Raw genomic sequence first — 24606 nt, forward strand, 5'->3', positions numbered from 1 at the left:
CGCTTCAGCCGCGTGCGGTGAAGGTGTAGGTGTGGCCGCCGAGGGCCGCGAGCGTGACCGTGTCGGCTTCGTGCCGGACGGTCACCTCGCGGCCCTCGGCGGCCTTTGTGGCGTCTGTGGCGTCATGCGCGGCATACGGGCCGTCAAAGAGGCCGCTGCGCACGCGTATCACCCCGTCACGGCCGACTACCAGGGTGACGGCCCGCGCCCGGCCACCGCGCCAGGCGATGTCGACGGTCACATCTCCTCGCGCCCGCAGGCCCCGGGCCGCCCCGTCCGGCCAGCGGTCCGGCAGGGCGGGCAGCACATCCACCACGCCGTGGTGGCTCTGTAGCAGCATCTCCGCGACCCCGGCGGCGGCGCCGAAGTTGCCGTCGATCTGGAACGGCGGGTGGGTGTCCCACAGGTTGGGCAGCGTGGAGTGGATCAACTGCTCGGCGAGCAGCCGGTGCGCGCGGTCGCCGTCGCGCAGCCGGGCCCAGAAATTGACCTTCCAGGCCTTGCTCCAGCCGGTGCCGCCGTCACCGCGCGCCTCCAGGGACACCCGGGCGGCGTCCGCCCACCGCGTCCCCGGCTGGATCTGCCGCCCGGGGTGGAGGGCGAAGAGGTGGGAGGCGTGCCGGTGGTCGTCCTCCGGGTCGTCCAAGTCGGCCTTCCACTCCTGCAACTGCCCCCAGGAGCCGATGCGCAGCCCCGGGTCGAGTGCGTCCAGGGCGCGCTGGAGGTGATCACGGAAGGCGGGGTCGTCGCCGAGCGCGTGGGCCGCCTCCAGGGTGGCGGCGAACAGGTCGTGGACGATCTGCTGGGACATCGAGGCGCCCGCGGTGAACTCGCCGTGCTCGGGCGAGTAGCTCGGCGTCACCACGAGCGTGCCGTCCCTGGGGTCGGTGCGCAGCGTGTCCAGCCAGAACTCGGCGGCCTCGCGCATCGCCGGATAGGCCACCTCGCGCAGGAAGCCGGTGTCGAGGGTGAAGCGGTAGTGCTCGTAGAGGTGGTGGACGAGCCAGGCGGCGGCTTCGGGGAACCAGAAGGCGGTCGGCCAGTCGTGTACGCCGGTGAAGCCGTACGCATTGGTCTCGTTGTGCACCACCCACCCGCGCGCGCCGAACATCCGCCGCGCCGAGCGGCGGCCGGGGGCGCGCAGGGCGGTGATGAAGCGGTGCAGGGGCTCGGTGGTCTCGGCGAGGCCCAGGGGGTGGGCGGGCCAGTAGTTCATCTGGAGGTTGATGTTGGTGTGGTAGTCGCCGGACCACGGCGGGGCGGTGGTGTGGTTCCACAGGCCCTGGAGGTTGGCCGGGAGCAGGGAGCCGGGCCGGGAGGAGGCGATGAGGAGATAGCGGCCGTACGCGAGGTACAGCGTCTCCAGCGCCCGGTCGGCCGGGCTGTCGCCGCCGGTGTACCGGGCCAGCAGCTGGCCGGTGGGCTCCTCGGCCGGGGCCTGCCCACCCAGGTCGAGGGACACTCGGTCGAACAGCCGCCGGTGGTCGCGGACATGGCGTACGACGAGCGACTGGTAGCGCTCGCGGGCGGCGGCGTCCACGGCCTCGGTGACCGCCCGGTGGGGGTCCGTGCCGCGGTAGCCGGGGTAGGTGTCGGCGTAGTCCGTACCGGCCGCGAGGACGAACCAGGCGCTGTCGGCGCCCGCGACGGTGAGCGTGCCGTCGTCCCCGGCGGTGATGGTGCCGCCCGGGGCCACCACCCGCACCTGGGCCTCGAATCGCAGCCCGCCTTCCGCCAGCGCGCCGCGCGCGGTCAGCCGCCCGCCCTCGGCCGTGACCCGGTGGTCGGCGCGCGGTGAGGTGTAGCGCAGAGTGAAGCCGACCGCGCCGGGGCGGTCGGCGCTCAGCCGTCCGGCAATCACCCGATCGGGGTATGAGGCCAGGAACTCCCGTTGGTAACGCGTCCCTTGGGCGGTGTACACCACGGTCGCGATGCCGTTGCGGAGGTCGAGTGCGCGACGGTAGCCGTCCGGGGCCTCGGGCGCGCCGGGCAGCTCCAGCCACAGATCACCGAACGTCTGGTAGGCGCCGTAGCCGGTCCTGGCCTGGCCGAGCCGGGCCGCCACCTCGGCGGGGTCGGCGGCGCCGTCCTCGTCGATGCGCCGCTGGACCGCCTCCAGCGCGCCGGGCCTGGGCTCGTGCCAGTCGCCGAAGTCATAGCCCGGCACGCCGGGGCCGCCGGTCCACAGGCTCTTCTCGTTGAACTGGATCCGTTCGCGGGCGAGCCCGCCGAAGACCGTCGCGCCGAGCGTGCCGTTGCCGAGAGGCAGCGCCTGGCCCTCCCAATCCTCGGCGGGCCTGTCGTACCAGAGCGTGTCGGACGCAGACGTGTCGTACGGGTGGAGCCGCATCGCCACCCCCCTCGGTGCGACGAGCCCGCAGCCGCCAAGCGTCGGGCCTCAGCCCTGCTGGAACATCTCCGCGGGCAGCGGCTTGAGCAGCCGGTAGAGGTCGTCGGTGATGGGCCGGTCCCAGCTGGCGATGGTGACCAGGACACCGTCGCTGCGGTCGAACTGGGCGCAGGAGATCCGGCCCTCGGAGAGCTTGATGCGGCGCACGATGAGGAGGTTGTCCTCGTGCATGACCGGGGTGTCCTCGGTGTCCACCACCTGGACCGGCTCGTCGTTTCCGAGGGCCGCCAGCAGCTGCGTCACCTCGAACGGCACCTGCCCCTCGGCCAGCTCGCGAGCCGGGGACCCCTCGGGCAGATTCCCGATGATCATCGCGGGGCCGCGCCCGCCGAACAGGTCGTAGCGCAGGAAGACGCCCTGGCAGCTGCCGTCGGGCGCGGGCAGCAGCCCGGCCCCGAGATCGCCGGGCCAGTCCCCCGGGTCCATGGCCAGGACGTCGAAGTCCGGACCGGTGGGCGTGGCGGGGCTGCGGCGGCGGAGGAACGACATGCGGACATGGTACGTGCCCCGGCGCCGGAATCGGCCCCGGGGAGCGGCGAGGCGGGGCCCCGCACCGGCTGCCCCACACCGCCGCCCGCGCACCGCCGCACGCGCGCGGATGCCCACGCACCACCAGCCCCGCACCGGCGGACGCGCGCGCCGGGCGGGCCCGGGTCAGCGTCCGGACACCGGGCGCGGGACACGGGCGCCGATGGCGAGGCCGGCCGGGGCGCCCAGGACCTTGGCCAGCCCGGTGCGGTCGGTGCCCACCTTGCGGTAGACGCCGGACAGCACCTGGGCCACCTCGCGCTCCTCCATGCCCAGCTCGTCGCCGATCCGGTCGTCGGCCCAGCCGAGGGCGGCCCGCTCGGCGGCGGCCTGTTCCTGGGAGGTGAGCGGGGTGCCGTGGTCGGCGCGCAGCTGAAGCGGGCGCAGCCCGGTGGCGGACAGCTCGTCCCGGGCCCGCACCGCGAGCACGTCGGCCCCGCACCGCACCGCGCCTTCCAGCCCGCGGTAGAGCCGCTCCCCGGCCTCCTGCGGCAGCCCGATCCGGCGCAGGGCGGCGCCGTGGTCGACCAGGGCGACGGCCAGGTCGTAGGCGGACGGCGAGCGTTCGAGGTGGTCGACGGCCTCGGCCAGCAGCCTGAGCCGCTCCGGCCCCTGGGCCACGAGCCCGGCGGTGTGCAGCGCCCTGCCGATCATGGAGTGGGCGCCGAACTGGCGGGCGCGGCGCACCGCGTCCCGGGCCACTTCGGCCGCCTGCCGTGGCTCGGTGAGCGCCAGGGCCTGGGCCAGGTGCAGCTGCCAGGGACACCAGGCGGGGTTGCGCATGCCGCGCCGGTCCATCCGGTGGCCGACCTCGGCGAGCCGCTGCCGGGCCTCGCTGTGCATATTGCGGGCCAGCAGCAGTTCGCCGCGCACGGTCGGCGCGTCCGGACACAGGAGGGCCGGGAGGATGTTTCCGCCGCAGGAGTGCTCGGCGGCGAACTCCTGGGCCTCCTCGACGCGGCCGCGGCTGAGCAGGGTCTCCACGAGGGTGCCGACGGCGGTCCAGTGGGCGGGCGTCTCCGGCCCGACCAGGTCGGCGATCCGCAGCCCCTCGCGGGCGAGTTCCTCGGCCTCGGCGAGCGCCCCGCGGCGGTAGCGGACATGGCCGAGGAGGGTCAGGCCGAACGCCAGGTGCGCGCCGTGCCAGCCCTTCCGCTCGCACTCCGCGACGCCGTCCGCGAACAGCTCCTCGGCGCGGCCCGGCTGGTCGCAGTGGAGGAAGGTCAGGGCGACCAGGATGGGCACCTCGAAGCCCCACTCGTCGTCGGTCCAGCTCAGCCCGTCGTCCAGGGCCTCGTCGGCGTAGCGCAGGGCGATGGCGGCCGGTTCGCCGCGCGTCATCGCGTCGAAGGCGCGCAGGCCCCGCAGATAGCGCTCGGCCATGCCGCGGCCGGAGAGCCGGTCCACCAGTCGGGCCAGCCGGCGGGAGCGGGCGGGTGAGTCCTGGCCGTCGGCGCGGAACATGTTCCACATGATCTGTTCGGCCTGCATCCGCAGCCGGGTGCGGGCGCTGGTGGCCCGCCCGGCCTCGGCTGCCACGACCTGCGCGGCCTCCTCCATGCGGCCGCTGTGGCCGTACGCCTGCGCCAGCCGGTAGGTGACCGCCTCGCGCAGCTCGGGGCCGAGCGCGGGCTCCTCGAGGGCGGCCCGCAGGTGGTTGACGGTGACGGCGGGCTCGCTGAGCTGGGCGGCGCAGCCCAGCTCGTAGAGCACGGCGGGCCGCTCCTGAAGCGAGGGCGGTTCGCGCAGCGCCCGGGCGAGGCAGCGGCGCGCGGCGTCGGGCGCGCCGGCCCGCAGGTATTCCCGGGCGGCCGCGCGCAGATGGCGCACCACCCAGGAGTCGGCCTCGGGATGCAGCTCCAGCAGATGCCGGCCGGCGGCCCCGGAGCCGCGGCCCGCGGACAGGACCGTCGCGGCGGCGCTGCCGTGCATGGCCACGCGCAGGGCGCCGGGGATCGCGCGGTAGACGGCGGTGGCGATGAGCGGATGAAGAAATTCGAGGGGCCGCTCCTCCGGCGTCGGGCGGGGCAGGGCGAAGATACGGGCGTCGGCCAGCCGCAGGGCCAGCTCGGCGGTCTCGGAGGCGGACAGGCCCGCGACATCCGCGGCCAGGGCCGGGGTGGCCTCGCTGCCGAGGACCGCGACGGCCCAGGCGAGCCGGACGGCGGCGGTGCCGAGCCGGGTCAGCCGGTCGTTGAGGCCGTCCTTGGCGGTGGAGACCAGCTCGCGCAGGTGGGCGAGGTTGACGGACTGCGGCTTCAGGTCGCGCTCGCGGACCTTGGCGGTGAGCTCGACGACCTCGAAGGGGTTGCCGCCGGTGACCGCCCAGCACTCGCGGCAGAAGGACTCGTCCGCCTCCGCGCCGAGCGCCTCGCGCACGATCCGGCCGACCGCGCCCGGGGTGAGCGGCGCCAGCAGCCGGGGCCGCGAGCCCTGGCGCTCGGTGAGTCCGCGCAGCGCCGCGGCGTCGGCGGACAGCTCCTCGGGACGGTAGCCGACCGCGAGCAGCATGGGCAGGTCGACGACGCGGGGCGCGAACCGGGTGAGCCAGTCGAGGGATTCGGTGTCGGCCCAGTGGGCGTCGTCCAGGATCATGACGACCGGGGCCTGCTGGACGGCGAAGCGGGTCACCAGCCAGTCCAGGCCGTCGCGCACCCCGTGCGGGTCGGGCGAGCCGCCGTCGGCGGAGACCACCAGGCCCACGGCGGGCGCGACGATGTCGTACCAGCCGCCAAGGATCCTGCGGTGGGTTTCCTCGCCGGTCGCCGCGAGCACGGGCTGGAAGAGCTGGCGCACGACGTGGAAGGCGACGCCCTGCTCCTGCTCGCCGGCGCGCGCCGAGAGCACCGTGCAGCCACGGGCGGCGGCCCGCCGCCGGACCTCGCCGAGCAGCGCGGTCTTGCCGGCGCCGCCCGGCCCCGCGAACGCGACCACCCCGCCGATGCGCGGCCCGCCCGGGTCGCCGGCCGGATCCCCGCACAGTTCGGTCAACGCGAGGTCCATCGCGCTGAGTTCGGACTCCCTCTCCAGCAGCGTCCGGCGCCCCCGGCCCTGTCGTCTCATGTTCTCCGCCACGCTCGTACCCCTTCGGCAGGTACAGCTGAGCGTAGCCCGATCGGGACGCTCCGTAGCGCCGTATGCGGGGAATTTTCTGGCGGCATTGCCATTGGCACACGCCAATTCGACAGGCGCCCTATCGAAGGGAACAGCGACCGCGCCACCATGTCCGGGTGCAGCGAGGACCGTGGCGCGAAGGGGGCCGGTCCCTGGCGCCGACGCGGTCCCGTATGTCCTGAGGGGGCGGATACGGACCATGGACGAGGCAGGTTCACCACCACCAGCAACCCGGCCGGCGGCGCTCTTCGGCTTCCCGGCGGCCGATCTGATCAGCCCTGACGCCGAGGCCGCGCGGCGGCACACCATCCAGTGGCTGTCGCGGTACGGCGTCTTCCAGGGGGACGCGTCGGTGGCGGAGTACGACGCGCTGCGGTTCGATCTGCTGGCGGCACACTTCTACCCGGGCGAGACGGGCGCCGACCTGGCCTTGGGCAATGACCTGTGCGGGTGGTACTTCGTCTTCGACGACCAGTTCGACGGAGAGCTGGGATGCCGGCCCCGGGAGGTGTTACGGCTGCTGGACGCCGTCGTCCGGGCGGCGGAGGAGGCGGAAGAGCCGGTTGGGAGGGCCGCCGGGCACAGCCCCGGCGGCCCTCTCGTCGAGAGCTTCCGCGACCTGTGGCGGCGCATCCACCACGGCAGGCCGCGAGTGTGGCGGGAACGTTTCCGCCGCCACTGGATGGAGTATCTGCACTCCTACCACCGCGAGGCGCTGGGCCGCACCGGGAGCCGCCCGCGCTCGGTGGAGGCGGTGGTGGCCCTGCGCCGCCACTCGATCGGCGTGCAGCCGTGCCTTGACCTCAACGAGCGGTTCGGCGGATACGCCCTGCCGGAGGCGGTGCACGGCGGCTTCCCGCTCGCGCGGATGCGGACGGCCACCGACGATGTGGTGGTCTTCACCAATGACATCGTCTCGCTGGCCAAGGAGCTGGCCGCCGGGGACGTCCACAACAGCGTGATCGTCCAGCGGGAGCTCACGGGCGGCACCCTGGAGGAGGCCGTGGGGCATATCGCCCGCCTCGCCGACGCCCGCTACCGGTGGTTCGAGGAGACCGCCGCGCGGCTGCCCACGCTCCTCGCCGGGGCCGGGGCGGACACCCTGCGGCATGTCGCGCACTACGTGGACGGCATGCGGCATGTGATGCGGGGCAATCTCGCGTGGTCGTATCAGACGGCCCGGTACGACGAGCGCGGCATCGCGGCGGTGAGCCGCGGGCGGCAGCGGCCGTGGGCGGGCCTCGACGCGTACGTGGCACCGGCATCGTTCTAGGACTCCGTCCGGTGGCGGCGGTGGTGGCGGGCGACGCGGGCGCGGTTGCCGCAGGACGGCTTGCACCACTCCTGGCGGGGATGGTCCTTGACGAAGTAGCGGACACAGCGCGGGGCGGGGCAGGCCCGCAGCCGCTCTCGCTCCGGCCCGGCGAGAAACCCGATGGCGTCGCGGGCGAGCGCCGCCACCAGCCGGTCGGCGTCGGTGAAGCCCGGCGGCCGCGCGGCGCGGATCACGGGGGCACTGCCCTCGGCCCACTCCAGGCACGAAGCGCCGGGGACCCGGGCCGCCGCCGCGTTCAGCCGCGCCACGGCCAGTTCCCCGGGCAGCAGCCGGTGGGCGTCGGCGGAGCTCGGCGGGCCGGGCCGCACCGCGCGGGCGAACAGCGCGCGGACGGCGGCGCGCAGGTCGCGTACGGCGTCGAGCGCGGCCGCGTCCGCGGTGAAGTCCTGGGCGTCCAGCGCGTCCCCCAGCGGCTCGGCCAGCTCCCGCACCCAGGCGGTCAGCCCTTCGGGCGTGGCCAGGTCGTCGGCCACCCCGCCGTTCCCGTCGTGGCGGATGGTGACGGCGAGCGCGAGGGCGAGTCGGTCATCGGACATGAGGTTAATGGTAGCCTCCCGATCCAACCATTAGCCCCTGGGGGACGTATGGACGAGACGAACACAGACACGAACGCGGGCACGGCCGCCGACGGCGCGGCGCGGGTGGTCGCCGCCGTACTCTCCGGACACCAGCGGCTGCGCACCCTGCTGGACGGCCTGACCGAGGCCGCGGCACGCGAGCCGAGCGCGCTGCCCGGCTGGAGCCGGGCGCATGTGCTGGCGCACATCGGGGGCGTCGGGTCGGCGCTCGCCCGGCAGGCCAGGTTCGCGCTGCGGGGCGAGCTGGTCGAGGTGTACGACGGGGGCCGCCCGGCCCGGGATGCCGCGATCGAGGCGGGTTCGAAGCGCACGGCGGACGAGCTGCGGCACGCCGTGACCGAGGCCCTCGCGGAGGCGGAGGGCGCCTTCACCGCGGTGGGCCCGCGGGACTGGGAGCGGCCCGTCCACTACCGCGACGGGGATGTGCGGGGCGTTTTGTTGTGCTGGTGGCGGGAGTTGGAGATCCACACCGCGGACGCGCTGCTCGACTACGGCCCCGGCGACTGGTCGCGCGACTTCTGCGCGCACGCACTGGACTTCCTCGCCCCGCGCGCACCGCTCGACACCCGGCTGACCCTGGAGGCCACCGACGGACCGGAGCGGCGCACCTACGGATCGGGCGGACCGCTGACCGTACGGGGGCGGCTGACCGATCTCACCGCGTGGCTGGCCGGACGCACCCCCGCCGGCCCGCTGGACCCGGAGGCGCTCCCCGAACTCCGCCCCTGGCCTTAGGCCATGACCGGGCGGCCCATAGAGTCCGCCCCCATGACGGATGTACTCAACCTCTGGAAGGCGGGTCTCGGCGCCGTGCCCGAGGACGTATGGGGGCGCACCGGGCTGCGGGTGCTGATTCTCGCGGACAACGGACTCACCCGCCTCTCCCCGGACATCGGCCGCCTCCACCGCCTGCACACGCTCGACCTGGGGCACAACCAGCTCGCCGAAGCGCCCGGCGAACTCGGCGAGCTGCGGAGCCTGACCCGGTATCTGTATCTGCACGACAACCGCCTGACCCGGCTGCCGTCCGAGCTCGGCCGGCTGGACCGGCTGGCGTATCTCAATGTCGGCGAGAACCGGATCGGTGAACTGCCGCCGGAGACCGGCGACATGGCGGGCCTGGTGGAGCTGCGCGCGCAACACAACGAGCTGGCCGGGCTGCCCGAGTCGGTCGGGCGGCTCGGCCGGCTGCGGGAGCTGTGGCTGCGCGGCAATCGCATCACATCCCTGCCCGCCGCCTTCTCCGCGCTCACCCAGCTGCGCCACCTCGAACTGCGGGACAACGCCCTGGAGTCGGTGCCCGAGCCGCTGCGCGCGCTGCCGCTGCTGCGCCAACTCGACCTGCGGAGCAACCGGCTGTGCGGGATTCCGGACTGGATCGCGGAGCTGCCGTCCCTGGAGAAGCTCGATCTGCGGTGGAACGGATTCGAGGAGCGAGGAGACGATCTGCGGCCACTGCAGGCACTCAGGGAAAAGGGCTGTGCCGTGCTCACCTGAGGGCCGCCTCGGCCCTGTTCGGGCCACGGCTGGGCTGTGGGGGCGCGGAAGCTGATACGCTCCATCACTTGATGCGCAAAACTTCACAACACAGAAGTCGCTAAAACGGGAGTGTATCAGCGCGATGAAAGCCCGTCAAGCCGCCCCCTCAGCCCTTGCCCAGGCCCTGCGCACCGAGCAGAGCTACGTGACCGCCCTGTACGAACGGCTCGACACCCTGCGCGAGCGCGAAGAGGAAGGTCTGAGCGCGGTGCTGCGCGACGGCGCGCACGGCGGGACGCGCCAGGCACTGGTCGAGCGCGAGGTGCGCGCCGAGGAACAGGCCCGGAGCATCGCCCGGTTCAACGGGGTCGAGGGCGGCCTGTGCTTCGGGCGCATCGACCATGCGGACCACGCGGGCGGCGCCAGCCACTACATCGGCCGGATCGGGCTGCGGGACGACGCTCACGAGCCGCTGCTGGTCGACTGGCGGGCGCCGGCCGCCCGCCCCTTCTACGCCGCCTCCCCCACCGCCCCCGGCACCCTGGTGCGCCGCCGCCATCTGCACACCCGGGGCCGGAGGGTGACCGGCGTCGACGACGAGGTGTTCGACCTCGACGGCATCGGCGAGGCCGAGCAGCGCGGGCTGGTCGGCGAGGCCGCGCTGCTGGCCGCGCTGCGCCGGGGCCGCACCGGCCGGATGACGGACGTGGTGGCCACCATCCAGACCGAGCAGGACCGGGTGATCCGGTCCGGACTCCAGGGGGTGCTCGTCGTCCAGGGCGGGCCGGGCACCGGAAAGACCGTGGCCGCGCTGCACCGGGCGGCGTATCTGCTCTACACCTACCGCGACACCCTGGCGCGCCGCGGCGTGCTGATCATCGGCCCGGGCGCGGCCTTTCTGCACTACATCGGCCAGGTGCTGCCCTCCCTCGGCGAGACCGACGTGGTGCTCACCCCGCTGGGCGGGCTGTTCCCCGGGGTGTCGGCGACGGCCGAGGACGGGGCGCGGGCCGCGGTCGTCAAGGGCGACCCGCGGATGGCGGAGGTGATCGCCGCTGCCGTACGGGGCCGGCAGCTGCCGCCCGCGGGCCACGTCGACATCCCGCTGGAGGACGAGGCGCTGCCGCTGCGGCTGTCCCGGCAGGCGTGCGCACACGCCCGCGAGCGCGCACAGGCGCTGCACGCGCCGCACAACGTGGCCCGCAAGCGCTTCGTGCTCGACCTGCTCGACGCCCTCGTACGGGAGCGGGCGCGGCAGCACCGACGGCCGCTGGACGAGGAGGAGCTGCGCCACGGCCCGGCGGAGCTGTGGGCACAGCCGCCGGTCCGCGCGGCGCTCGACGCGCTGTGGCCGCCGCTCACTCCACAGCGGCTGGTCGCCGATCTGCTCTCGGACGCCGGCCGACTGCGCTCGGCCGCGCCGCTGCTGACCGACGACGAGCGGGCCGCGCTGCTGCGCGTGCCGGACGCGCCGTGGACGGTGGGCGACGTACCGCTGCTGGACGAGGCCGCCGAGCTGCTGGGCACCGACGACTCCGCCGAGCGGGCCAGAGCCCGGGCGGCCGAGGAGGAGCGGCGGGAGGGGGAGCGCTACGCGCGGGAGGTACTACAGATCGTCGGCTTGGACGAGGTGGCGGACGAGGGCGAGGGCGAAGGCCCCGTCCCGGTCGACGCGGCCGCCCTCGCCGCCCGCCACCTGGACAGCGGGCCGGTGCGCAGCACCGCCCAGCGCGCCGCCGCCGACCGCTCATGGGCCTACGGCCATGTGATCGTGGACGAGGCGCAGGAGTTGTCGGCGATGGCCTGGCGGATGGTGATGCGGCGGGTGCCCACGCGGTCCATGACGGTCGTCGGCGATGTGGCCCAGACCGGCAGCCCGGCCGGGGCGAACTCCTGGGGGCAGATGCTCGATCCGTACACCCGGGGCGGGTGGCGCGAGGAGCGGCTGACGGTCAACTACCGCACCCCGGCGGAGGTGATGGACCTGGCCGCGGACGTGCTGGCCGAGGCGGCGCCCGGGCTGTCGGCCCCCGAGTCGGTGCGCCGGGAAGGGCGGCGGCCGTTGGCCGTACGGGCCCCCCGGGGCCGGCTGGCGCGCGAGGTGACGCGGGCCGTCGAGGCCGACCTGGCGGACCTGGCCGAGCAGGGCGGCGGCCGGCTCGCGGTGGTGGCCGCGGACCGGGCGGTGCGGGCGCTGGCGCGGGCGCTGCCCGACGCCGTCCGCGGCGACCGGCCCGACGCGCTGGACTCCCCGCTGGTGCTGCTGACCGTGGCCCAGGCCAAGGGGCTGGAGTTCGACCGCGCGGTGGTCGCGGACCCGGCCGGGATCCGGTCCCAGTCCCCCAAGGGCGGGCACGATCTGTATGTGGCGATCACGCGGGTGACGCGGCGGCTGACGGTCGTGTACGAGGGCGAGCTGCCCGAGGTGCTCGGACGGCTCGCCCCGTGACCCCTCGGCTCAGGTCAGGTCGAACTCGCCGTCGCGCGCGCCGATCACGAAGGCGCGCCACTCGGCGGGGGAGAAGATCAGGGCCGGATCCTGCGGCCGGCGCCTGTGACGCATGGCGATATAGCCCTCGACGAAGGCGATCTCGACATCGCCCACGCCCTGACTGCTCGACTTCCACTGGGCGGTGGTGAGATCGAGGTCGGGCTTCTCGGCGCTGCCTGCCAGGGGCTGTTCGGTGGTGGTGTCGGCCACGTGGTTGGCTCCTCCCGGATCGTCGTCCCCGCCCCACCCTAGCGATCGCGACCGGCGCCGCACAGGCCGCGAAAGAAGGACGGCACCGCACACGCGGGCGTACGGCGGGACGACGGCAGGTATCCGGCGGGGGCCGGGCCCGGGGGCGCGGTCAGCCGGCCGGGGGCTCGGCCGCCACCAGCCACATCGAGAAGAACTGCGACCCACCGCCGTAGGCGTGCCCGAGCGCCTTGCGCGCGCCCTCCACCTGGTGCTCCCCCGCCTGCCCGCGCACCTGGAGCGCGGCCTCGGCGAAGCGGATCATCCCGGAGGCGCCGATGGGGTTGGTGGACAGCACCCCGCCCGACGGGTTGACCGGCAGATCGCCGTCGATCTCGGTCACGCCCGACTCGGTGAGCTTCCAGCCCTCGCCCTCGGCGGCGAAGCCCAGGTTCTCCAGCCACATCGGCTCGTACCAGCTGAACGGCACATACATCTCCACCGCGTCGATCTCCCGGCGCGGGTCGCTGATCCCGGCCTGCCGGTAGACATCGGCCGCGCAGTCCTGGCCGGCCCGCGGCGAGACGAAGTCCTTGCCCGCGAAGAGGGTCGGCTCGCTCCGCATGGCGCCGCCGTGCACCCAGGCGGGCGGCGCGGGCGCGCGGGCCGCGCCGGCCCGGTCGGTGAGCACCATGGCGCAGGCGCCGTCGGAGGACGGGCAGGTCTCCGAGTAGCGGACGGGGTCCCACAGCATCGGGGAAGCCTGCACCTTCTCCAGGGTCAGATCCCGCTCGTGGAGGTGGGCGTAGGGGTTCCGCAGGGCGTTGCGGCGGTCCTTGTACGCGACGAGCGACCCGATGGCGGCCGGGGCGCCGGTCCGCCGCATATAGGCCCGGATGTGGGGGGCGAAGAAGCCGCCCGCCCCGGCCAGCAGCGGCTGTTGGAAGGGGATGGGCAGGGAGAGCCCCCACATGGCGTTGGACTCCGACTGCTTTTCGAAGGCCAGGGTGAGGACGGTCCGGTGGACGCGGGCGGCCACCAGGTTCGCGGCGACCAGCGCGGTGGAGCCGCCGACCGAGCCCGCGGTGTGCACCCGCAGCATGGGCTTGCCGACCGCGCCGAGCGCGTCGGCGAGGTAGAGCTCGGGCATCATCACGCCCTCGAAGAAGTCGGGGGCCTTGCCGATGACGACGGCGTCGATGTCCGCCCAGGTCAGCTGGGCGTCCTCGAGGGCGCGTACGGCGGCCTCGCGGACCAGCCCGGCGATCGACACATCCCGGCGGGCGGCGGTGTGCTTGGTCTGGCCGACTCCGACGACGGCGATGGGCTCCTTGCTCATGCTCCTCCCTCCAGGACCGCCACGAGGTTGTGCTGCAGGCACGGCCCGGAGGTGGCGTGTGCGACGGCCCGGTCGGACTCGCCGCGGTGGATGCGGGCCGCGGCCTCGCCGAGGCGGATCAGCCCGGCGGCCATCATGGGGTTGGCGGCGAGCGCGCCGCCGGACGGATTGACGCGTACGTCGTCGCCCAGCTCCAGCTCGCGGCGCAGGATCACCTCCTGTGAGGTGAACGGCGCGTGCAGTTCGGCGGTGTCGACGGGCACGTCGGCATCGTCGAACAGACCGGCGTTGCGCGCGGCGAGCCGGGTCGAGGGGGAGCGGGTGAGGTCCCGTACGCCCAGTCCGTGCGGATCGATGCGGTGGTCCATACCGCGGATCCACGCGGGGCGCGGGCAGAGGCGGCGCGCGGTGTCACCGGCGGCGAGGACGACGGCGGCCGCGCCGTCGCCGATGGGCGGGCAGTCGTGGCGGCGCAGCGGCCGCACCAGGTAGGGGTCCTCGAGCAGCGCGTCCGGGGCCGCGGATCCGGCCAGTTGGGCGTGCGGGTTGTGTTCGGCGGCGCCGCGGCTGCGCGCGGCGACCCCGGCGAGGGCGCGCTCGTCGGTGGCTCCCTCGTCGATGAGCGCCTGGGCCTGGAGGGCGGCCAGGGACACCGGGTCCGGCCACAGCGGGGCGAGGTAGTAGGGGTCGAGCTGGCGGGTCAGCACGTCGCGCAGCTCTCCCGGCGAGGACTTGCCGTAGGAGTAGACGAGCGCCGTGTCGGCCTCCCCGGCCAGCAGCTTGACCCACGCCTCGTACAGCGCCCAGGCGCCGTCCATCTCCACATGCGACTCGGAGATCGGCGGCCAGGCGCCGACGCCGTCCAGCGCCATGGTGAAGGAGAAGGCGCGGCCGGCCAGATAGTCGGAGGAGCCGGAGCAGGTGAAGTCGATCTCGCCGGTGCGCAGGCCGACCGCGCCGAGCACCTCGTGCAGGACCGGCATCAGCATCTCGACCTCGGAGAGCTCCGCGGACCGGCGCCGGTGGCGGGTCTGCGCGAAGGCCACGATGGCCACGTTCCGGGCGTCCGAGGTGGGTGCCCCTTCTTCCGCTTCTTCCGCGTGCGGCTTCACACGAGCTCCTTGTAGGTGTCGTAGTCCGCGTCGGGCTCGCCGGTGGGGCGGTAGTGGTCGGGGTAGCGCCCGTCCTCGGACCACACCGCCTCGACGCGCAGCCCCATCCGCACCTGGTCGTAGGGGATGCCGCCGATGCGGCCGTGGAGCGCGAGGTCCGCGCCGTCCAGGGCGATGTGCGCGTAGACGTACGGCACCTCGATGTCGAGGTTCTTCGCCTTGATGTTGACGATGCAGAAGGTGGTGACGGTGCCGCGCGGACCGACCTCGACCTGTTCGTCGGTGGCGACGCCGCAGGTGGGGCAGGCGCCACGGGGCGGGACATACACCTTGCGGCAGGACGGGCAGCGCTCCCCCATGGTCCGCTGGTCGGCGAGTGCGGCGATGTAGCGGGACTGGGCGCGGCCGGGCGAGTACACGTAGTCCAGGCGGGCGGCCGCCACGATGCCCTGGACGGGGTCGGCGAACTCGCCGCCGTGCGGGGCGGTTCGCGGGTCCGGCTCGCTCTCGTACGGTTCGAAGCAGGCGATGTCGGTGATGGCGCCGGTCCGCTCCTCGGCCCATCGTACGCGCACCCGCATGCCGGTGCGCACGGCGTCGGGGCCGGGCGCGTCGAGGGCGTGGAGCAGGGCGGTGTCGGCGCCGTCGAGCCGCACCAGCACCCAGGCGAAGGGGGTGGTGAGGGGCTGTCCACGGCGCGGGACGGGGTTCCAGGCCCAGGTGGTGACGGTGCCCGTGGTGCCGACCTCGACGAGGTCGCGGATCTCCTCGGCGGTGACCGGGTCGTACTCGACGGGGGGCACGAGCACCCGGCCGTCGGCGGTTCGTACGCCGAGCACGGCGCGCTCGCGCAGCCCGGTCAGGAAGGCGCTCTGGACGGGGCCGAGGGAGCGGGTGAAGGGGAACTCGACGACCAGAGGGGCGGAAAGCACCTCGGGCGCGGGAGCCGGTGTCATTGTGTGCCTCTCCTCATTTTTTTGAGGGCTCGGTTCGCCTCCGGGGCGCGCGGGGGTGCGCTCAGGCCCGTCGGTAGACCGGCGGTCGCTTCTCCGCGAAGGCCTTCGAGCCCTCCTTCGCGTCGGCGGTGCCGAAGATGGGCCAGCCGCGTTCGAGTTCGGACTTCAGGCCGTCGGCCTCGGTCATCTCCGCCGTCTCGTAGACGGACGCCTTGACGGCCTCGACGGCGAGCGGGCCATTGGCGTTGATCAGCTCGGCGATCTCCAGGGCCGTCTCCAGGGCCGTGCCGTCGGGGACGACCCGGCCGATCAGCCCGATCCGCTCGGCCTCCTCGGCGGTGTACGGGCGTCCGGTCAGCAGCATCTCCAGCGCGTGGGTGCGCGGGACCTGGCGGGCCAGGCGGACCGTGGAGCCGCCGATGGGGAACAGGCCGCGCCTGACCTCGAAGAGCCCGAAGGTGGCGCCGCGCCCAGCGACGCGGATGTCGGTGCCCTGAAGGATTTCCGTGCCGCCCGCGACACAGTGCCCTTCGACGGCGGCGATCACCGGCTTGCGCGGCCGGTGGTGCCGGAGCATCGCCTTCCAGTGCAGGTCGGGATCGGCCTTGAGCCGGTCCCGGTAGTGCTGTCCGGCCATCCCGTCACCGCCCGCGAGGGCCTTGAGGTCCATGCCCGCGCAGAAGCCCCCGCCGGCCCCGGTGAGCACCACCGACCGGATGTCGTCGTCCTCGTCGGCCTGTGCCCAGCCGTCGTGGAGGCCGACCAGCATCGGCAGCGAGAGCGCGTTCTTGGCCTCCGGACGGTTCAGGGTGAGCACCAGCGTCGCGCCGACGCGCTCCACCGTCAGATGTTCGGTCCCGCTTGTCACGGCAGTCCTCCCGTCTCGACCTAGAACAGGTTGCAGGAGGCGCCGGACGACTTCAAGAGAAATCTGATGCTCAGTCAGATTTATTGGCCGTGTGCCTTCACATCTCTTCCGGACGGCGCTCCAATGACCGCCAAGCCCGCCCGATGTCAGGTCAGGAGGAGCCGTGGAGTACAACCTTGCCGACCTGTTCGAGTCGATCGTCGACACCGTGCCCGGCAGAGAGGCACTGGTGTATCTCGACCACCCCGGCACGGGGGTCGAGCGAAGGCTGACCTACGCCCAGCTCGACGCGGCCGCCAACCGGCTCGCCCACCATCTGCGGGACTCCGGCATCGCGCCGGGCGAACACGTCGGCCTGCACCTGTACAACGGCGTCGAGTATCTCCAGACCTCCCTCGCCTGCCTGAAGATCCGGGCCGTACCTGTGAACGTCAACTACCGCTACGTCGAGGAAGAGCTGATCTACCTCTACCGGGACGCCGACCTGGCGGCGCTGGTGTACGACGCCGAGTTCGGCGACCGGGTGGCCGCCGCGCTCCCCCGCACCGATACCGTGCGCCACCTCATCCGGGTCGGCACACCGGCCGGGGAAGGGCCGGTTCCCGACCCCGCGCCCGTGCCCTTCGAGGAGGCCGAGGCCTCGGGCTCGCCCCTGCGCGACTTCCCGGCGCGCTCCGCCGACGACCGGTTCATCATCTACACCGGTGGCACCACGGGCATGCCCAAGGGCGTGCTGTGGCGGCAGGAGGACCTGTTCTTCTCCGGGCTCGGCGGCGGCGCGCCGACCGGCGAGCCGGTCGGCCGGCCCGAGGAGCTGGCGGAGCGGGTGGCGGCCGGCGGCGAGGGCCTGGTGTTCTTCCCCACCCCGCCGCTGATGCACGGCACCTCCACGCTCACTGCCTTCATCGGCTTCTACTTCGGCCAGAAGGTGGTCATCCACCGTAAATTCGTGGCCGAAGAGGTGCTGCGCACGATCGAGAAGGAGAAGGTCACCAGCGTCTCGGTGGTCGGCGACGCGATGCTGCGCCCCCTGGTGGACGCCCTGGCCGGCCCCCTCGAGGGCACCGACTGCTCCTCGCTGTTCAGCGTCAGCAGCTCGGGCGCGGTCCTGTCGGACACCGTGCGGGCCCAGTTCGCCGAGCTGGCGCCGCACACCATGCTGCTGAACAACTTCGGCTCCTCGGAGTCCGGCTTCAACGGCACCGCCACCGAGGACGCGGGCCCCCAGAAGGGCTTCCGGGTGCGCGTCAACGCCCGTACCTCGGTGGTCGACCCGGCGACGTACCGGCCCGTGGCGCCCGGCGAGCCCGGCCGTATCGCCCAGCGCGGCCATGTGCCGCTCGGCTACTACAACGACCCGAAGAAGACCGCCGAGACGTTCTTCGAGGCGGACGGCGAGCGCGGGGTGCTGCTCGGCGACATGGGCACGGTCGACGAGAACGGCGTGATCACGGTCCTGGGGCGCGGCTCGCAGTGCATCAACACCGGCGGCGAGAAGGTCTATCCAGAGGAGGTCGAACAGGCGCTGAAGGCCCATCCGGACGTGTACGACGCGCTGGTGGCGGGCGTGCCGGACAAGCGCTGGGGCAGCCGCGTCGCGGCCGTCGTCCAGCCCCGCCAGGGCGCGGCACGGCTCACGGCCGACGCCGTACGGGCGCACTGCCGCACCCGGCTCGCGGGCTACAAGATCCCGCGTACGGTCGTCTTCAGCGACCACATCCAGCGCTCGCCCAGCGGCAAGGCGGACTACCGCTGGGCGAGGGACGTCGCGGCGCGGGCGGACCGGCCGGCGGACTCCCCGCCGGCGGGGAGCGTAGGGGCGTGAGGGCGGGCGCGCCACGCCCGGGCGACCTGCGGCTACGCGGCCCCCGGCTCGCTGAGGGCCACTCCGTCGCGCCGGTAGCCGCCGGGGGCCACCCCGTACTCCCGCTTGAACGCCTTGGCGAACGCGAATTCCGAGGTATATCCGGTGCGTTCGGCCACCGCGCGCAGCGGCAGCTCCGAAGCGCGCAGCAGCCGGGCCGCCAGCGTCATCCGCCACCACGTCAGATACGCGAGCGGCGGCTGCCCGGCGAGCGCCGTGAAGCGCCGGGCGAACGCCGCCCGGGACAGCCCCGCGGCCTGCCCCAGCGTCTCGACGGTCCAGGGGTGGGCGGGGTCGCGGTGGATGGCGCGCAGCGCCTCGGAGACGGCCCGGTCGTGCAGGGCGGCGGCCCAGCCGGTGCTCGCGCGGTCGGACTGCTCCTCGTACCAGGCGCGCAGCACATACAGCAGCAGCATGTCGAGCAGCGAGGTCAGCACCGCGCTCGCGCCCGGGCGTGGCCGCTCCAGCTCGCCGCCGAGCAGTTCGACGGCGGAGCGCAGTTCGGGGTGGCGGCCGAGCCGGGCCGGTATGTGGAGGGCCTGCGGCAGATCGCCGAGGAGGGGGTGCGGCCGGGCCCTGTCGAGGAAGTAGGCGCCGCAGAGCAACAGCGTGTCCGGGCGCGGGCGCCGATCCGCGCCCGCGGCCCTGTCGGCGTCCGGGGCAGCGGTGTCCGAGAAAGTGGTGTTGTCTTCGACGAAGGGATCCGGGAGGGAGCCGCGGAACTCGGCCAGTGGGGTGTGCGGACTGTCGGCGAGGCCGTATCCACGCCCGTGCGGCACGAACACCACGTCCCCCGGGCCCAGCGCGACCGGCTCGCCGTCGCGCGGCAGCATCCAGCACGTCCCCTGTAGCACGACGTGGAAGCCCGCGCCCTCGGAGTCGGGGAAGCGCACGCCCCAGAGGCCGTGCTTCTCGGTGCGCCCGGCGTGTGGCCGCCCGGCGCGCATGGAGGTGATCGCGTCGCTGAGGACATCCATGCGCGCCACCATATCGGCACCGCGCCGCGCGCGAGACGAACGGACATGTTCCGAATACTGTGAGGCATCCAGAATCTCTCCGGTTCTTCCTACGGTGGGTCACAAGCCAGAAGGCACACCCAGAGGAGAACCTTGTGAAGATCGCCGTCTTTGGCGCGAGTGGTTACACCGGCAGGCTCGCGGTCGCGGAGGCGCGGCGCCACGGCATCGACGTGGTGCTGGTGGGGCGCGGCGCCGAGCGGCTGCGCGCCGCCGCGTCGGAAGCCGGATTCCAGGACGCGGAGATACGGATCGCGGACGCCGAGGACCACGACGCGCTCGTCGCCGCCTTCCGCGACACCGACGCCGTCGTCAACTGCGCGGGGCCGTTCACCCGGTGGGGAGAGGGCGTGGTGCGCGCCGCCATCGCCGCGCACAGTCACTATGTCGACATCACGGGCGAACAGCTCTACATCCGGCACATCTTCGACACCTTCGGCACGGAGGCCGAGCGCGCCGGGGTCGCCGTCGTCCCCGGTGTCACCGATGACGGCCTTCCCAGCGACCTGCTCGCCGCCTTGACCGCCGCGCGCGTGGGCGGCGAGGCGGAGGAGATCGCCATCGCCGTCGACATCGTCAGTGGCGGCGCCTCGCGGGGCACCATCCGCTCGATGGGCGCGATGCGGGACACGCTGCTCGACGGCGGTCTCGGCTACGAGGACGGGCAGTTGTCCTCGCGGGCGACCGCCCGCCGCAAGGAGATCGTGCTGCCCGGCGGCGCGGCGCCGACGCCCGTGGTGCGGTTCGCGCTGCCCGCGGTGGTGACCGTGCCCCGCCATGTGCGCACCCGGCACCTGGAGGGCCTCACCTCCCAGGAGGTGTACGAGCTCTTCACGCGGCTGTCCCCCGAGTTGGCCGAGCAGGTGCCGGAAGGCCCGACGGCCGCGGAGCGCAAGGCGATGCGGTGGGCCTTCGCCGTGGAGGTGCTCGGCACCGGCGCCCGGCGCGCCCGGGGTGAGGTGCGCGGCTCCGACGCGTACGGCACCACCGCCGTGATCGCCGTGGAGGCGGCCCGCCGGCTCGCCGCCGGGGGCGCCCCCGCCGGGGTCCTCGCCCCCGCCCAGGCCTTCGACGCCGCCGGGTTCCTCGACTTCCTCGGGGACCACGGCGTCAGTTGGTCCGTCAGCGACGTCCAGGAGGCGTAGCCCCGCACACCGACCGCAGCGACCGCTCCAGCGCCACGGAGTGCAACGCGTCCAGCCGCCTGTCGTGACGGGTTCGCACCGCGGCCACCGTGAGCCACCCCGCGCACGACCGCGGCGCCACCGCCCAGCCCCAGTCCTGTGCCGAGTCCGCGATGGCCCGCACCAGCTCGCCGTTGATCCGGTTGATCTCCAGCCGGACCTTGGACAGGTCGGGGCGTTCGGTGGGCGCCTGGGCGGGGTCGGCCTCCCACCGCCGGTACAGGCCGCGCTGGACGAGCTTGTTGGCCTCGATCTGGTCGCGGAAGATCCGCACGGTGGCCTCCGGGTCCGCGCCGAGCGCGCGGGCCTGCTCGGCCACCGCCTCCAGCACCTGTCGCTCCCGCTCCGGGTCGTCGATGGGGCTGTCGGTGCCCCCGCGCGGCGGAGCCGCATATCGATACTTCGCGGCCGCCACCTGATCGGCGGTCAGCAGCCGCTGGGCGGACAGGTCGGCGATCGGCAGCAGCCGGCCGTACGGAGGTGTCGGCGCCCCTGCGGAAGCCGGAGCCGAGGCCGGGGCGGAAACGGCCGGAGCCGCCTCGGCCGCGGCCGCGCCGGGCGCCACCGTGGCCACCAGGCCGAGGGCCACGGCGGCGGTCAGCGCATGGCGCAGCGCCCCCTTCGGCGTCAGTGTCATGCCTCTGCCTCCAGGAACGGGCGCACCTCGGCGAGGAACTCCTCGGGGCGGTTCTCGTGGACGAGATGCCCCGCGTCGATGGTGACCAGGCGGCAGTCGGGTATCCGCTCGGCCATGTCGGCCAGCAGCTCCTGCGGGATGTAGCTGTCCGGGCCGCCGCCGATCACCAGGGTCGGGGCGGTGATCGCCGGGAACTCCTCGATCCACCGCGGGTCCGGCGCGTTGCGCTGCTCGGTGAACTGGGTCTCGGCCGCCCAGTCGAAGGTCAGCCGCCCCTCCGGGCGCCCGGGCACCTCCAGCGGCGGGTCCTGGGGCCACAGCGGCGGGGTGTCCTCGATCACCAGCCGCTCGACGAGGCCGGGGTGGCGCTGGGCGAGGAGGTAGCCGATCACGCCGCCGTAGGAGTGCCCGACGACCGAGACGCGCGGCAGTCCGAGGGCCGTGAGGAAGCCGACGACGTCGTCGCGCACCCGCTCCAGGCTATAGTCCCCGGGCCAGTCGCTGGCCCCGTGGCCGCGCAGATCGAGCGCGTACACCCGCCGGGTGCGGGCGAGTTCGGGGGCGATTCCCAGCCAGTCGGCGCCGTCCGCGCCAAGGCCGGCCAGCAGCAGGACGGGGGGAGCCTCGCGCTCCCCCCATACCCGGTACGCCAGCTCGATCCCGTCCACCTCGACGATGTCAAGTGTGTGCATACGGCTGAGACTACCCGCGTCACACCGCTCGCTCACGCCCCTCCCAGTACGGCTCGCGCAGCCGCCGCTTGTAGAGCTTGCCGTTGGGGTCCCGCGGCATCTCGGCGATGAAGTCCACCGACTTGGGGCGCTTGTATCCGGCCAGCCGCCCCTCGCAGTGGGCGAGCAGCTGCCGCTCCAGCTCGGGCCCCGGCTCCTGCCCCGGAGCGGGCTCCACGACCGCCTTGACCTCCTCGCCCCAGTCGTCGTGCGGGATACCGAAGGCGGCGGCGTCGGCGACGGCGGGGTGGGTGAGCAGCTCGGCCTCGATCTCGGCCGGGTAGATGTTGACGCCGCCGGAGATGATCAGGTCGATCTTGCGGTCGCGGAGGTAGAGATAGCCGTCCTCGTCGAGCAGGCCGAGGTCGCCGACCGTGAAGAAGTCGCCGATGCGGTTCTTGCGCGTCTTGGCCTCGTCCTTGTGGTAGGCGAAGCCGCCCGTGGTCATCCGCATGTAGACGGTGCCGAGTTCACCGGCCGGGAGCCGGTTGGCCTCGTCGTCGAAGATCGCCAGTTCGCTGATCGGCCAGGGCCTGCCGACCGTCCCCGGCTTCTTGAGCCAGTCCTCGGTGGTGGCGAAGGCTCCGCCTCCTTCGCTGGCCGCGTAGTACTCCTCGACGCAGCTGCCCCACCAGTCGATCATCGCGCGCTTGATGTGGTCGGGGCAGGGGGCGGCCCCGTGAATGGCGTGGCGCATCGAGGACACGTCGTAGCGCCGCCTGACCTCTTCGGGCAGTGCCAGCAGCCGGTGGAACTGGGTGGGGACCATATGGGTGTGCGTGCAGCGGTGCGCGTCGATGAGGCGCAGCATCTCCTCGGGCGTCCACTTGTCCATGAGGACCAGCCGGTGGCCGATGTGCAGGGAGGAGGAGGCGAACTGGAGCACCGCGGTGTGGTAGAGCGGTGAGCACACCAGATGGACGTTGTCGGGCTCCTCATCGCGGGGTTTGATGCCGAAGAAGCGCAGAAAGCCGCCGAGGTGGGCGTCCTCGGGGAGGGCTCCGGTCAGCGGGCGCCGGATGCCGCGCGGGCGGCCCGTCGTTCCGGAGGTGTAGTTCATCACCCAGCCCAGCTCGCGGTCCGCGGGCGGCTGATCGGGCTGTCCCTCCAGCAGCTCGGCGTACGGGCGGAAGCCGCCGATCTCGCCGACCGCGTAGCGATGGGTGGCGGGCAGCCCGGCCTCGTCGGCGGCCAGGGTGGCCTGCTCGCCGAAGCGCTCGTGGGCGATCAGCACCTTGGCGCCGGAGTCCGAGACGATCCAGGCGATCTCGGGGCCGACCAGGTGGTGGTTGACGGGCACCAGATAGAGCCCGGCCTGGGTGGCGGCGAGCGCGGCCGTGAAGAACTCGACGCCGTTGGGCAGCACCACCGCGAAGGCGTCGCCCCGCCGCAGACCCGCGGCGCGCAACCCGCCGACGAGCCGGTTGCAGGCGGCGTGCAGCCGGGCGGCGGTCCACTCCTCGCCGTCCGGGGCGACGAGAACGGTGCGGTCGGGTTCGAGCGCGGCCTGGGCCCAGAAGCCGTTGGGTGTACGGGACATGACGGTCCGGTCCTCCTTCTGGCGGCGTAGCAGGCAGGGGGCGTTTTTTGTTGGGGAGCGGTCGGGGCCGGACGGGCTCAGGCCCGTCCGGCGATGCGGTTGACGCGGTCGATGGCGCGCTCGAAGCCGCGGGTCAGGTCGTCGAAGACGGCCTGCACCGGGCGTTTGGTCTCCATCCGGCCGACGATCTGCCCGACCGGCGTGCCGAGCAGCGGCTCCACCTCGTACTTCTGGATGCGCGAGACGGCCTCGGCCACGAGCAGCCCCTGTAGGGGCATCGGCAGCGGGTCCGGGCCCTCGGCGTCCTCCCAGGCGTCGGTCCACTCGGTGCGCAGCTGCCGGGCGGGTTTGCCGGTGAGGGCGCGGGAGCGGACGGTGTCGCCGGAGCCGGCCGCCAGCAGCTTCTGGGTGAGCGCGGGCGAGGTGAGCGCGGCCTCGTCGGTGGTGAGCCAGAGGGAGCCGAGCCAGACGCCCTGCGCGCCGAGCGCGAGCCCGGCGGCGATCTGCTCGCCGCTGCCGATGCCGCCGGCCGCGAGCACGGGCAGCGGGTCCACCGCCCGTACCACCTCCGGGGTGAGCACCATGGACGCGATCTCGCCGGTGTGGCCGCCCGCCTCGTAGCCCTGCGCGACCACGATGTCCAGCCCCGCGTCCTGGTGGTGCCGGGCATGGCGCGCGCTGCCCGCGAGCGCCGCGACGAGGATGCCGTGGCCGTGGGCGCGCTCGACGACATCGGCGGGCGGCGAGCCGAGGGCGTTGGCCAGGAGCTTGACGGGGTAGTCGAAGGCCACGTCCAGCTGGCTGCGGGCGACATGCTCCAGCCAGCCGGTGATCCGCCAGCCGGAGGCCTCGCCCTCGGGGAGCTCGGGAACGCCGTGCTTGGCGAGGGTCTCCTGGACGAACCGGCGGTGCCCTTCGGGGATCATCGCCTCGATGTCCGCCTCGGTCACCCCCTCGACCTTCTTCGCCGGCATGACGACATCGATGCCGTACGGCTTGCCGTCGGTGTGCTCCTGCACCCAGTCGAGGTCGCGCGCCAGCTCGTCCGCCGCGCCGTAGCGGACCGCGCCGAGTACGCCGAACCCGCCGGCCCGGGTGATCGCGGCGGCCACGGCGGGGAACGGCGTGAAGCCGAAGATGGCGTGCTCGACACCCAGCTTTTTACTCAGCTCCGTCTCCATGAGCGGCAGGATGCCGCAGGGCGGCGGACGAAGGAAGAGGTTTTTCTGACGCA

Annotated in this window: 20 protein-coding genes; 6 read left to right on the plus strand and 14 right to left on the minus strand. The window is 73.7% G+C overall.

Annotated elements, in window-relative coordinates; genetic code table 11:
- Nucleotides 1-4 precede the first annotated feature (4 nt).
- The 3 genes from ACWY4P_RS06110 to ACWY4P_RS06120 form a co-directional block, all read right to left on the minus strand.
- On the minus strand, nt 5-2350 hold the full coding sequence (locus ACWY4P_RS06110; RefSeq protein ID WP_456209102.1) for a glycoside hydrolase family 95 protein: 2346 nt from the start codon (nt 2348-2350) through the stop codon (nt 5-7).
- A gap of 48 nt (nt 2351-2398) precedes the next feature.
- On the minus strand, nt 2399-2899 hold the full coding sequence (locus tag ACWY4P_RS06115; protein ID WP_456209103.1) for a hypothetical protein: 501 nt from the start codon (nt 2897-2899) through the stop codon (nt 2399-2401).
- Between the two features lie 165 nt (nt 2900-3064).
- Nucleotides 3065-6001, minus strand: coding sequence for an ATP-binding protein (locus ACWY4P_RS06120; RefSeq protein WP_456212830.1), 2937 nt, complete (start codon nt 5999-6001; stop codon nt 3065-3067).
- A gap of 250 nt (nt 6002-6251) precedes the next feature.
- On the opposite strand from ACWY4P_RS06120, the gene ACWY4P_RS06125 reads away from it, so the two are divergent.
- Nucleotides 6252-7325: an isoafricanol synthase gene (locus ACWY4P_RS06125; protein ID WP_456209104.1), complete on the plus strand. Its 1074-nt coding sequence runs from the start codon at nt 6252-6254 to the stop codon at nt 7323-7325.
- Here the strand turns inward: ACWY4P_RS06125 and ACWY4P_RS06130 are convergent.
- The gene (locus tag ACWY4P_RS06130) at nt 7322-7924 is read right to left on the minus strand and encodes a CGNR zinc finger domain-containing protein (RefSeq protein ID WP_456209105.1); all 603 of its coding nucleotides are present in this window, start codon (nt 7922-7924) and stop codon (nt 7322-7324) included. The genes ACWY4P_RS06125 and ACWY4P_RS06130 overlap by 4 nt on opposite strands.
- Before the next feature lie 48 nt (nt 7925-7972).
- On the opposite strand from ACWY4P_RS06130, the gene ACWY4P_RS06135 reads away from it, so the two are divergent.
- From ACWY4P_RS06135 to ACWY4P_RS06145, 3 genes are all read left to right on the plus strand, one after another.
- Nucleotides 7973-8701, plus strand: a complete 729-nt coding sequence (locus ACWY4P_RS06135; protein ID WP_456209106.1) for a maleylpyruvate isomerase family mycothiol-dependent enzyme — start codon at nt 7973-7975, stop codon at nt 8699-8701.
- Nucleotides 8702-8734: 33 nt separating this feature from the next.
- Entirely contained in the window at nt 8735-9463 is a 729-nt protein-coding gene (locus ACWY4P_RS06140) for a leucine-rich repeat domain-containing protein (protein ID WP_456209107.1), read from the plus strand.
- 124 nt (nt 9464-9587) lie between these two features.
- Nucleotides 9588-11894 carry a HelD family protein gene (locus tag ACWY4P_RS06145; protein WP_456209108.1) on the plus strand — a complete coding sequence of 769 codons (2307 nt, stop codon included), beginning with the start codon at nt 9588-9590 and terminating at the stop codon, nt 11892-11894.
- Between the two features lie 9 nt (nt 11895-11903).
- On the opposite strand, the gene ACWY4P_RS06150 is transcribed toward ACWY4P_RS06145, so the two are convergent.
- The 5 genes from ACWY4P_RS06150 to ACWY4P_RS06170 all read right to left on the minus strand — a co-directional run bounded on the left by ACWY4P_RS06150 (nt 11904) and on the right by ACWY4P_RS06170 (nt 16400).
- Nucleotides 11904-12146, minus strand: coding sequence for a DUF397 domain-containing protein (locus ACWY4P_RS06150; RefSeq protein ID WP_456209109.1), 243 nt, complete (start codon nt 12144-12146; stop codon nt 11904-11906).
- Nucleotides 12147-12297: 151 nt separating this feature from the next.
- A complete protein-coding gene (locus tag ACWY4P_RS06155) occupies nt 12298-13464 on the minus strand; it encodes a thiolase domain-containing protein (RefSeq protein WP_456209110.1) in 1167 nt (388 codons plus the stop codon).
- Nucleotides 13461-14576 (minus strand): thiolase domain-containing protein, encoded by a 1116-nt coding sequence (locus tag ACWY4P_RS06160; protein ID WP_456209111.1) that lies wholly within the window; start codon nt 14574-14576, stop codon nt 13461-13463. The genes ACWY4P_RS06155 and ACWY4P_RS06160 overlap by 4 nt, the downstream gene beginning before the upstream one ends.
- Nucleotides 14573-15532, minus strand: coding sequence for an OB-fold domain-containing protein (locus ACWY4P_RS06165; protein WP_456209112.1), 960 nt, complete (start codon nt 15530-15532; stop codon nt 14573-14575). The genes ACWY4P_RS06160 and ACWY4P_RS06165 overlap by 4 nt, the downstream gene beginning before the upstream one ends.
- A 61-nt stretch (nt 15533-15593) precedes the next feature.
- Complete coding sequence (locus ACWY4P_RS06170) at nt 15594-16400, minus strand: crotonase/enoyl-CoA hydratase family protein (protein WP_456209113.1); 807 nt, start codon at nt 16398-16400, stop codon at nt 15594-15596.
- 163 nt (nt 16401-16563) lie between these two features.
- On the opposite strand from ACWY4P_RS06170, the gene ACWY4P_RS06175 reads away from it, so the two are divergent.
- Complete coding sequence (locus ACWY4P_RS06175) at nt 16564-18225, plus strand: acyl-CoA synthetase (protein ID WP_456209114.1); 1662 nt, start codon at nt 16564-16566, stop codon at nt 18223-18225.
- Between the two features lie 32 nt (nt 18226-18257).
- Here ACWY4P_RS06175 and ACWY4P_RS06180 read toward each other — a convergent pair whose 3' ends face one another.
- Nucleotides 18258-19241, minus strand: a complete 984-nt coding sequence (locus ACWY4P_RS06180) for an AraC family transcriptional regulator (protein WP_456209115.1) — start codon at nt 19239-19241, stop codon at nt 18258-18260.
- A 134-nt stretch (nt 19242-19375) separates the two neighbouring features.
- On the opposite strand from ACWY4P_RS06180, the gene ACWY4P_RS06185 reads away from it, so the two are divergent.
- Nucleotides 19376-20425, plus strand: a complete 1050-nt coding sequence (locus ACWY4P_RS06185) for a saccharopine dehydrogenase family protein (protein WP_456209116.1) — start codon at nt 19376-19378, stop codon at nt 20423-20425.
- On the opposite strand, the gene aroQ is transcribed toward ACWY4P_RS06185, so the two are convergent.
- The 4 genes from aroQ to ACWY4P_RS06205 form a co-directional block, all read right to left on the minus strand.
- The gene (gene aroQ, locus ACWY4P_RS06190) at nt 20403-21101 is read right to left on the minus strand and encodes a gamma subclass chorismate mutase AroQ (RefSeq protein WP_456209117.1); all 699 of its coding nucleotides are present in this window, start codon (nt 21099-21101) and stop codon (nt 20403-20405) included. The two genes, ACWY4P_RS06185 and aroQ, sit on opposite strands and share 23 nt — an antisense overlap.
- On the minus strand, nt 21098-21793 hold the full coding sequence (locus tag ACWY4P_RS06195; protein ID WP_456209118.1) for an alpha/beta fold hydrolase: 696 nt from the start codon (nt 21791-21793) through the stop codon (nt 21098-21100). Before ACWY4P_RS06195 ends, aroQ begins: the two co-directional genes overlap by 4 nt.
- Before the next feature lie 19 nt (nt 21794-21812).
- Nucleotides 21813-23372 (minus strand): acyl-CoA synthetase, encoded by a 1560-nt coding sequence (locus tag ACWY4P_RS06200; protein ID WP_456209119.1) that lies wholly within the window; start codon nt 23370-23372, stop codon nt 21813-21815.
- 77 nt (nt 23373-23449) lie between these two features.
- A complete protein-coding gene (locus ACWY4P_RS06205) occupies nt 23450-24553 on the minus strand; it encodes an NAD(P)H-dependent flavin oxidoreductase (RefSeq protein ID WP_456209120.1) in 1104 nt (367 codons plus the stop codon).
- Nucleotides 24554-24606 lie beyond the last annotated feature (53 nt).

It is taken from the genome of Streptomyces sp. LZ34, from assembly GCF_053890475.1.

Coding starts and splice junctions, on each gene's coding strand:
- ACWY4P_RS06140 (WP_456209107.1), top strand. CDS start 8,735: ATGACGGATGTACTCAACCTCTGGAAGGCGGGTCTCGGCGCCGTGCCC.
- ACWY4P_RS06180 (WP_456209115.1), bottom strand. CDS start 19,241: ATGGATGTCCTCAGCGACGCGATCACCTCCATGCGCGCCGGGCGGCCA.
- ACWY4P_RS06135 (WP_456209106.1), top strand. CDS start 7,973: ATGGACGAGACGAACACAGACACGAACGCGGGCACGGCCGCCGACGGC.
- ACWY4P_RS06115 (WP_456209103.1), bottom strand. CDS start 2,899: ATGTCGTTCCTCCGCCGCCGCAGCCCCGCCACGCCCACCGGTCCGGAC.
- ACWY4P_RS06120 (WP_456212830.1), bottom strand. CDS start 6,001: ATGAGACGACAGGGCCGGGGGCGCCGGACGCTGCTGGAGAGGGAGTCC.
- ACWY4P_RS06205 (WP_456209120.1), bottom strand. CDS start 24,553: ATGGAGACGGAGCTGAGTAAAAAGCTGGGTGTCGAGCACGCCATCTTC.
- aroQ (WP_456209117.1), bottom strand. CDS start 21,101: ATGACACTGACGCCGAAGGGGGCGCTGCGCCATGCGCTGACCGCCGCC.
- ACWY4P_RS06200 (WP_456209119.1), bottom strand. CDS start 23,372: ATGTCCCGTACACCCAACGGCTTCTGGGCCCAGGCCGCGCTCGAACCC.
- ACWY4P_RS06145 (WP_456209108.1), top strand. CDS start 9,588: ATGAAAGCCCGTCAAGCCGCCCCCTCAGCCCTTGCCCAGGCCCTGCGC.
- ACWY4P_RS06165 (WP_456209112.1), bottom strand. CDS start 15,532: ATGACACCGGCTCCCGCGCCCGAGGTGCTTTCCGCCCCTCTGGTCGTC.
- ACWY4P_RS06155 (WP_456209110.1), bottom strand. CDS start 13,464: ATGAGCAAGGAGCCCATCGCCGTCGTCGGAGTCGGCCAGACCAAGCAC.
- ACWY4P_RS06125 (WP_456209104.1), top strand. CDS start 6,252: ATGGACGAGGCAGGTTCACCACCACCAGCAACCCGGCCGGCGGCGCTC.
- ACWY4P_RS06195 (WP_456209118.1), bottom strand. CDS start 21,793: ATGCACACACTTGACATCGTCGAGGTGGACGGGATCGAGCTGGCGTAC.
- ACWY4P_RS06110 (WP_456209102.1), bottom strand. CDS start 2,350: ATGCGGCTCCACCCGTACGACACGTCTGCGTCCGACACGCTCTGGTAC.
- ACWY4P_RS06130 (WP_456209105.1), bottom strand. CDS start 7,924: ATGTCCGATGACCGACTCGCCCTCGCGCTCGCCGTCACCATCCGCCAC.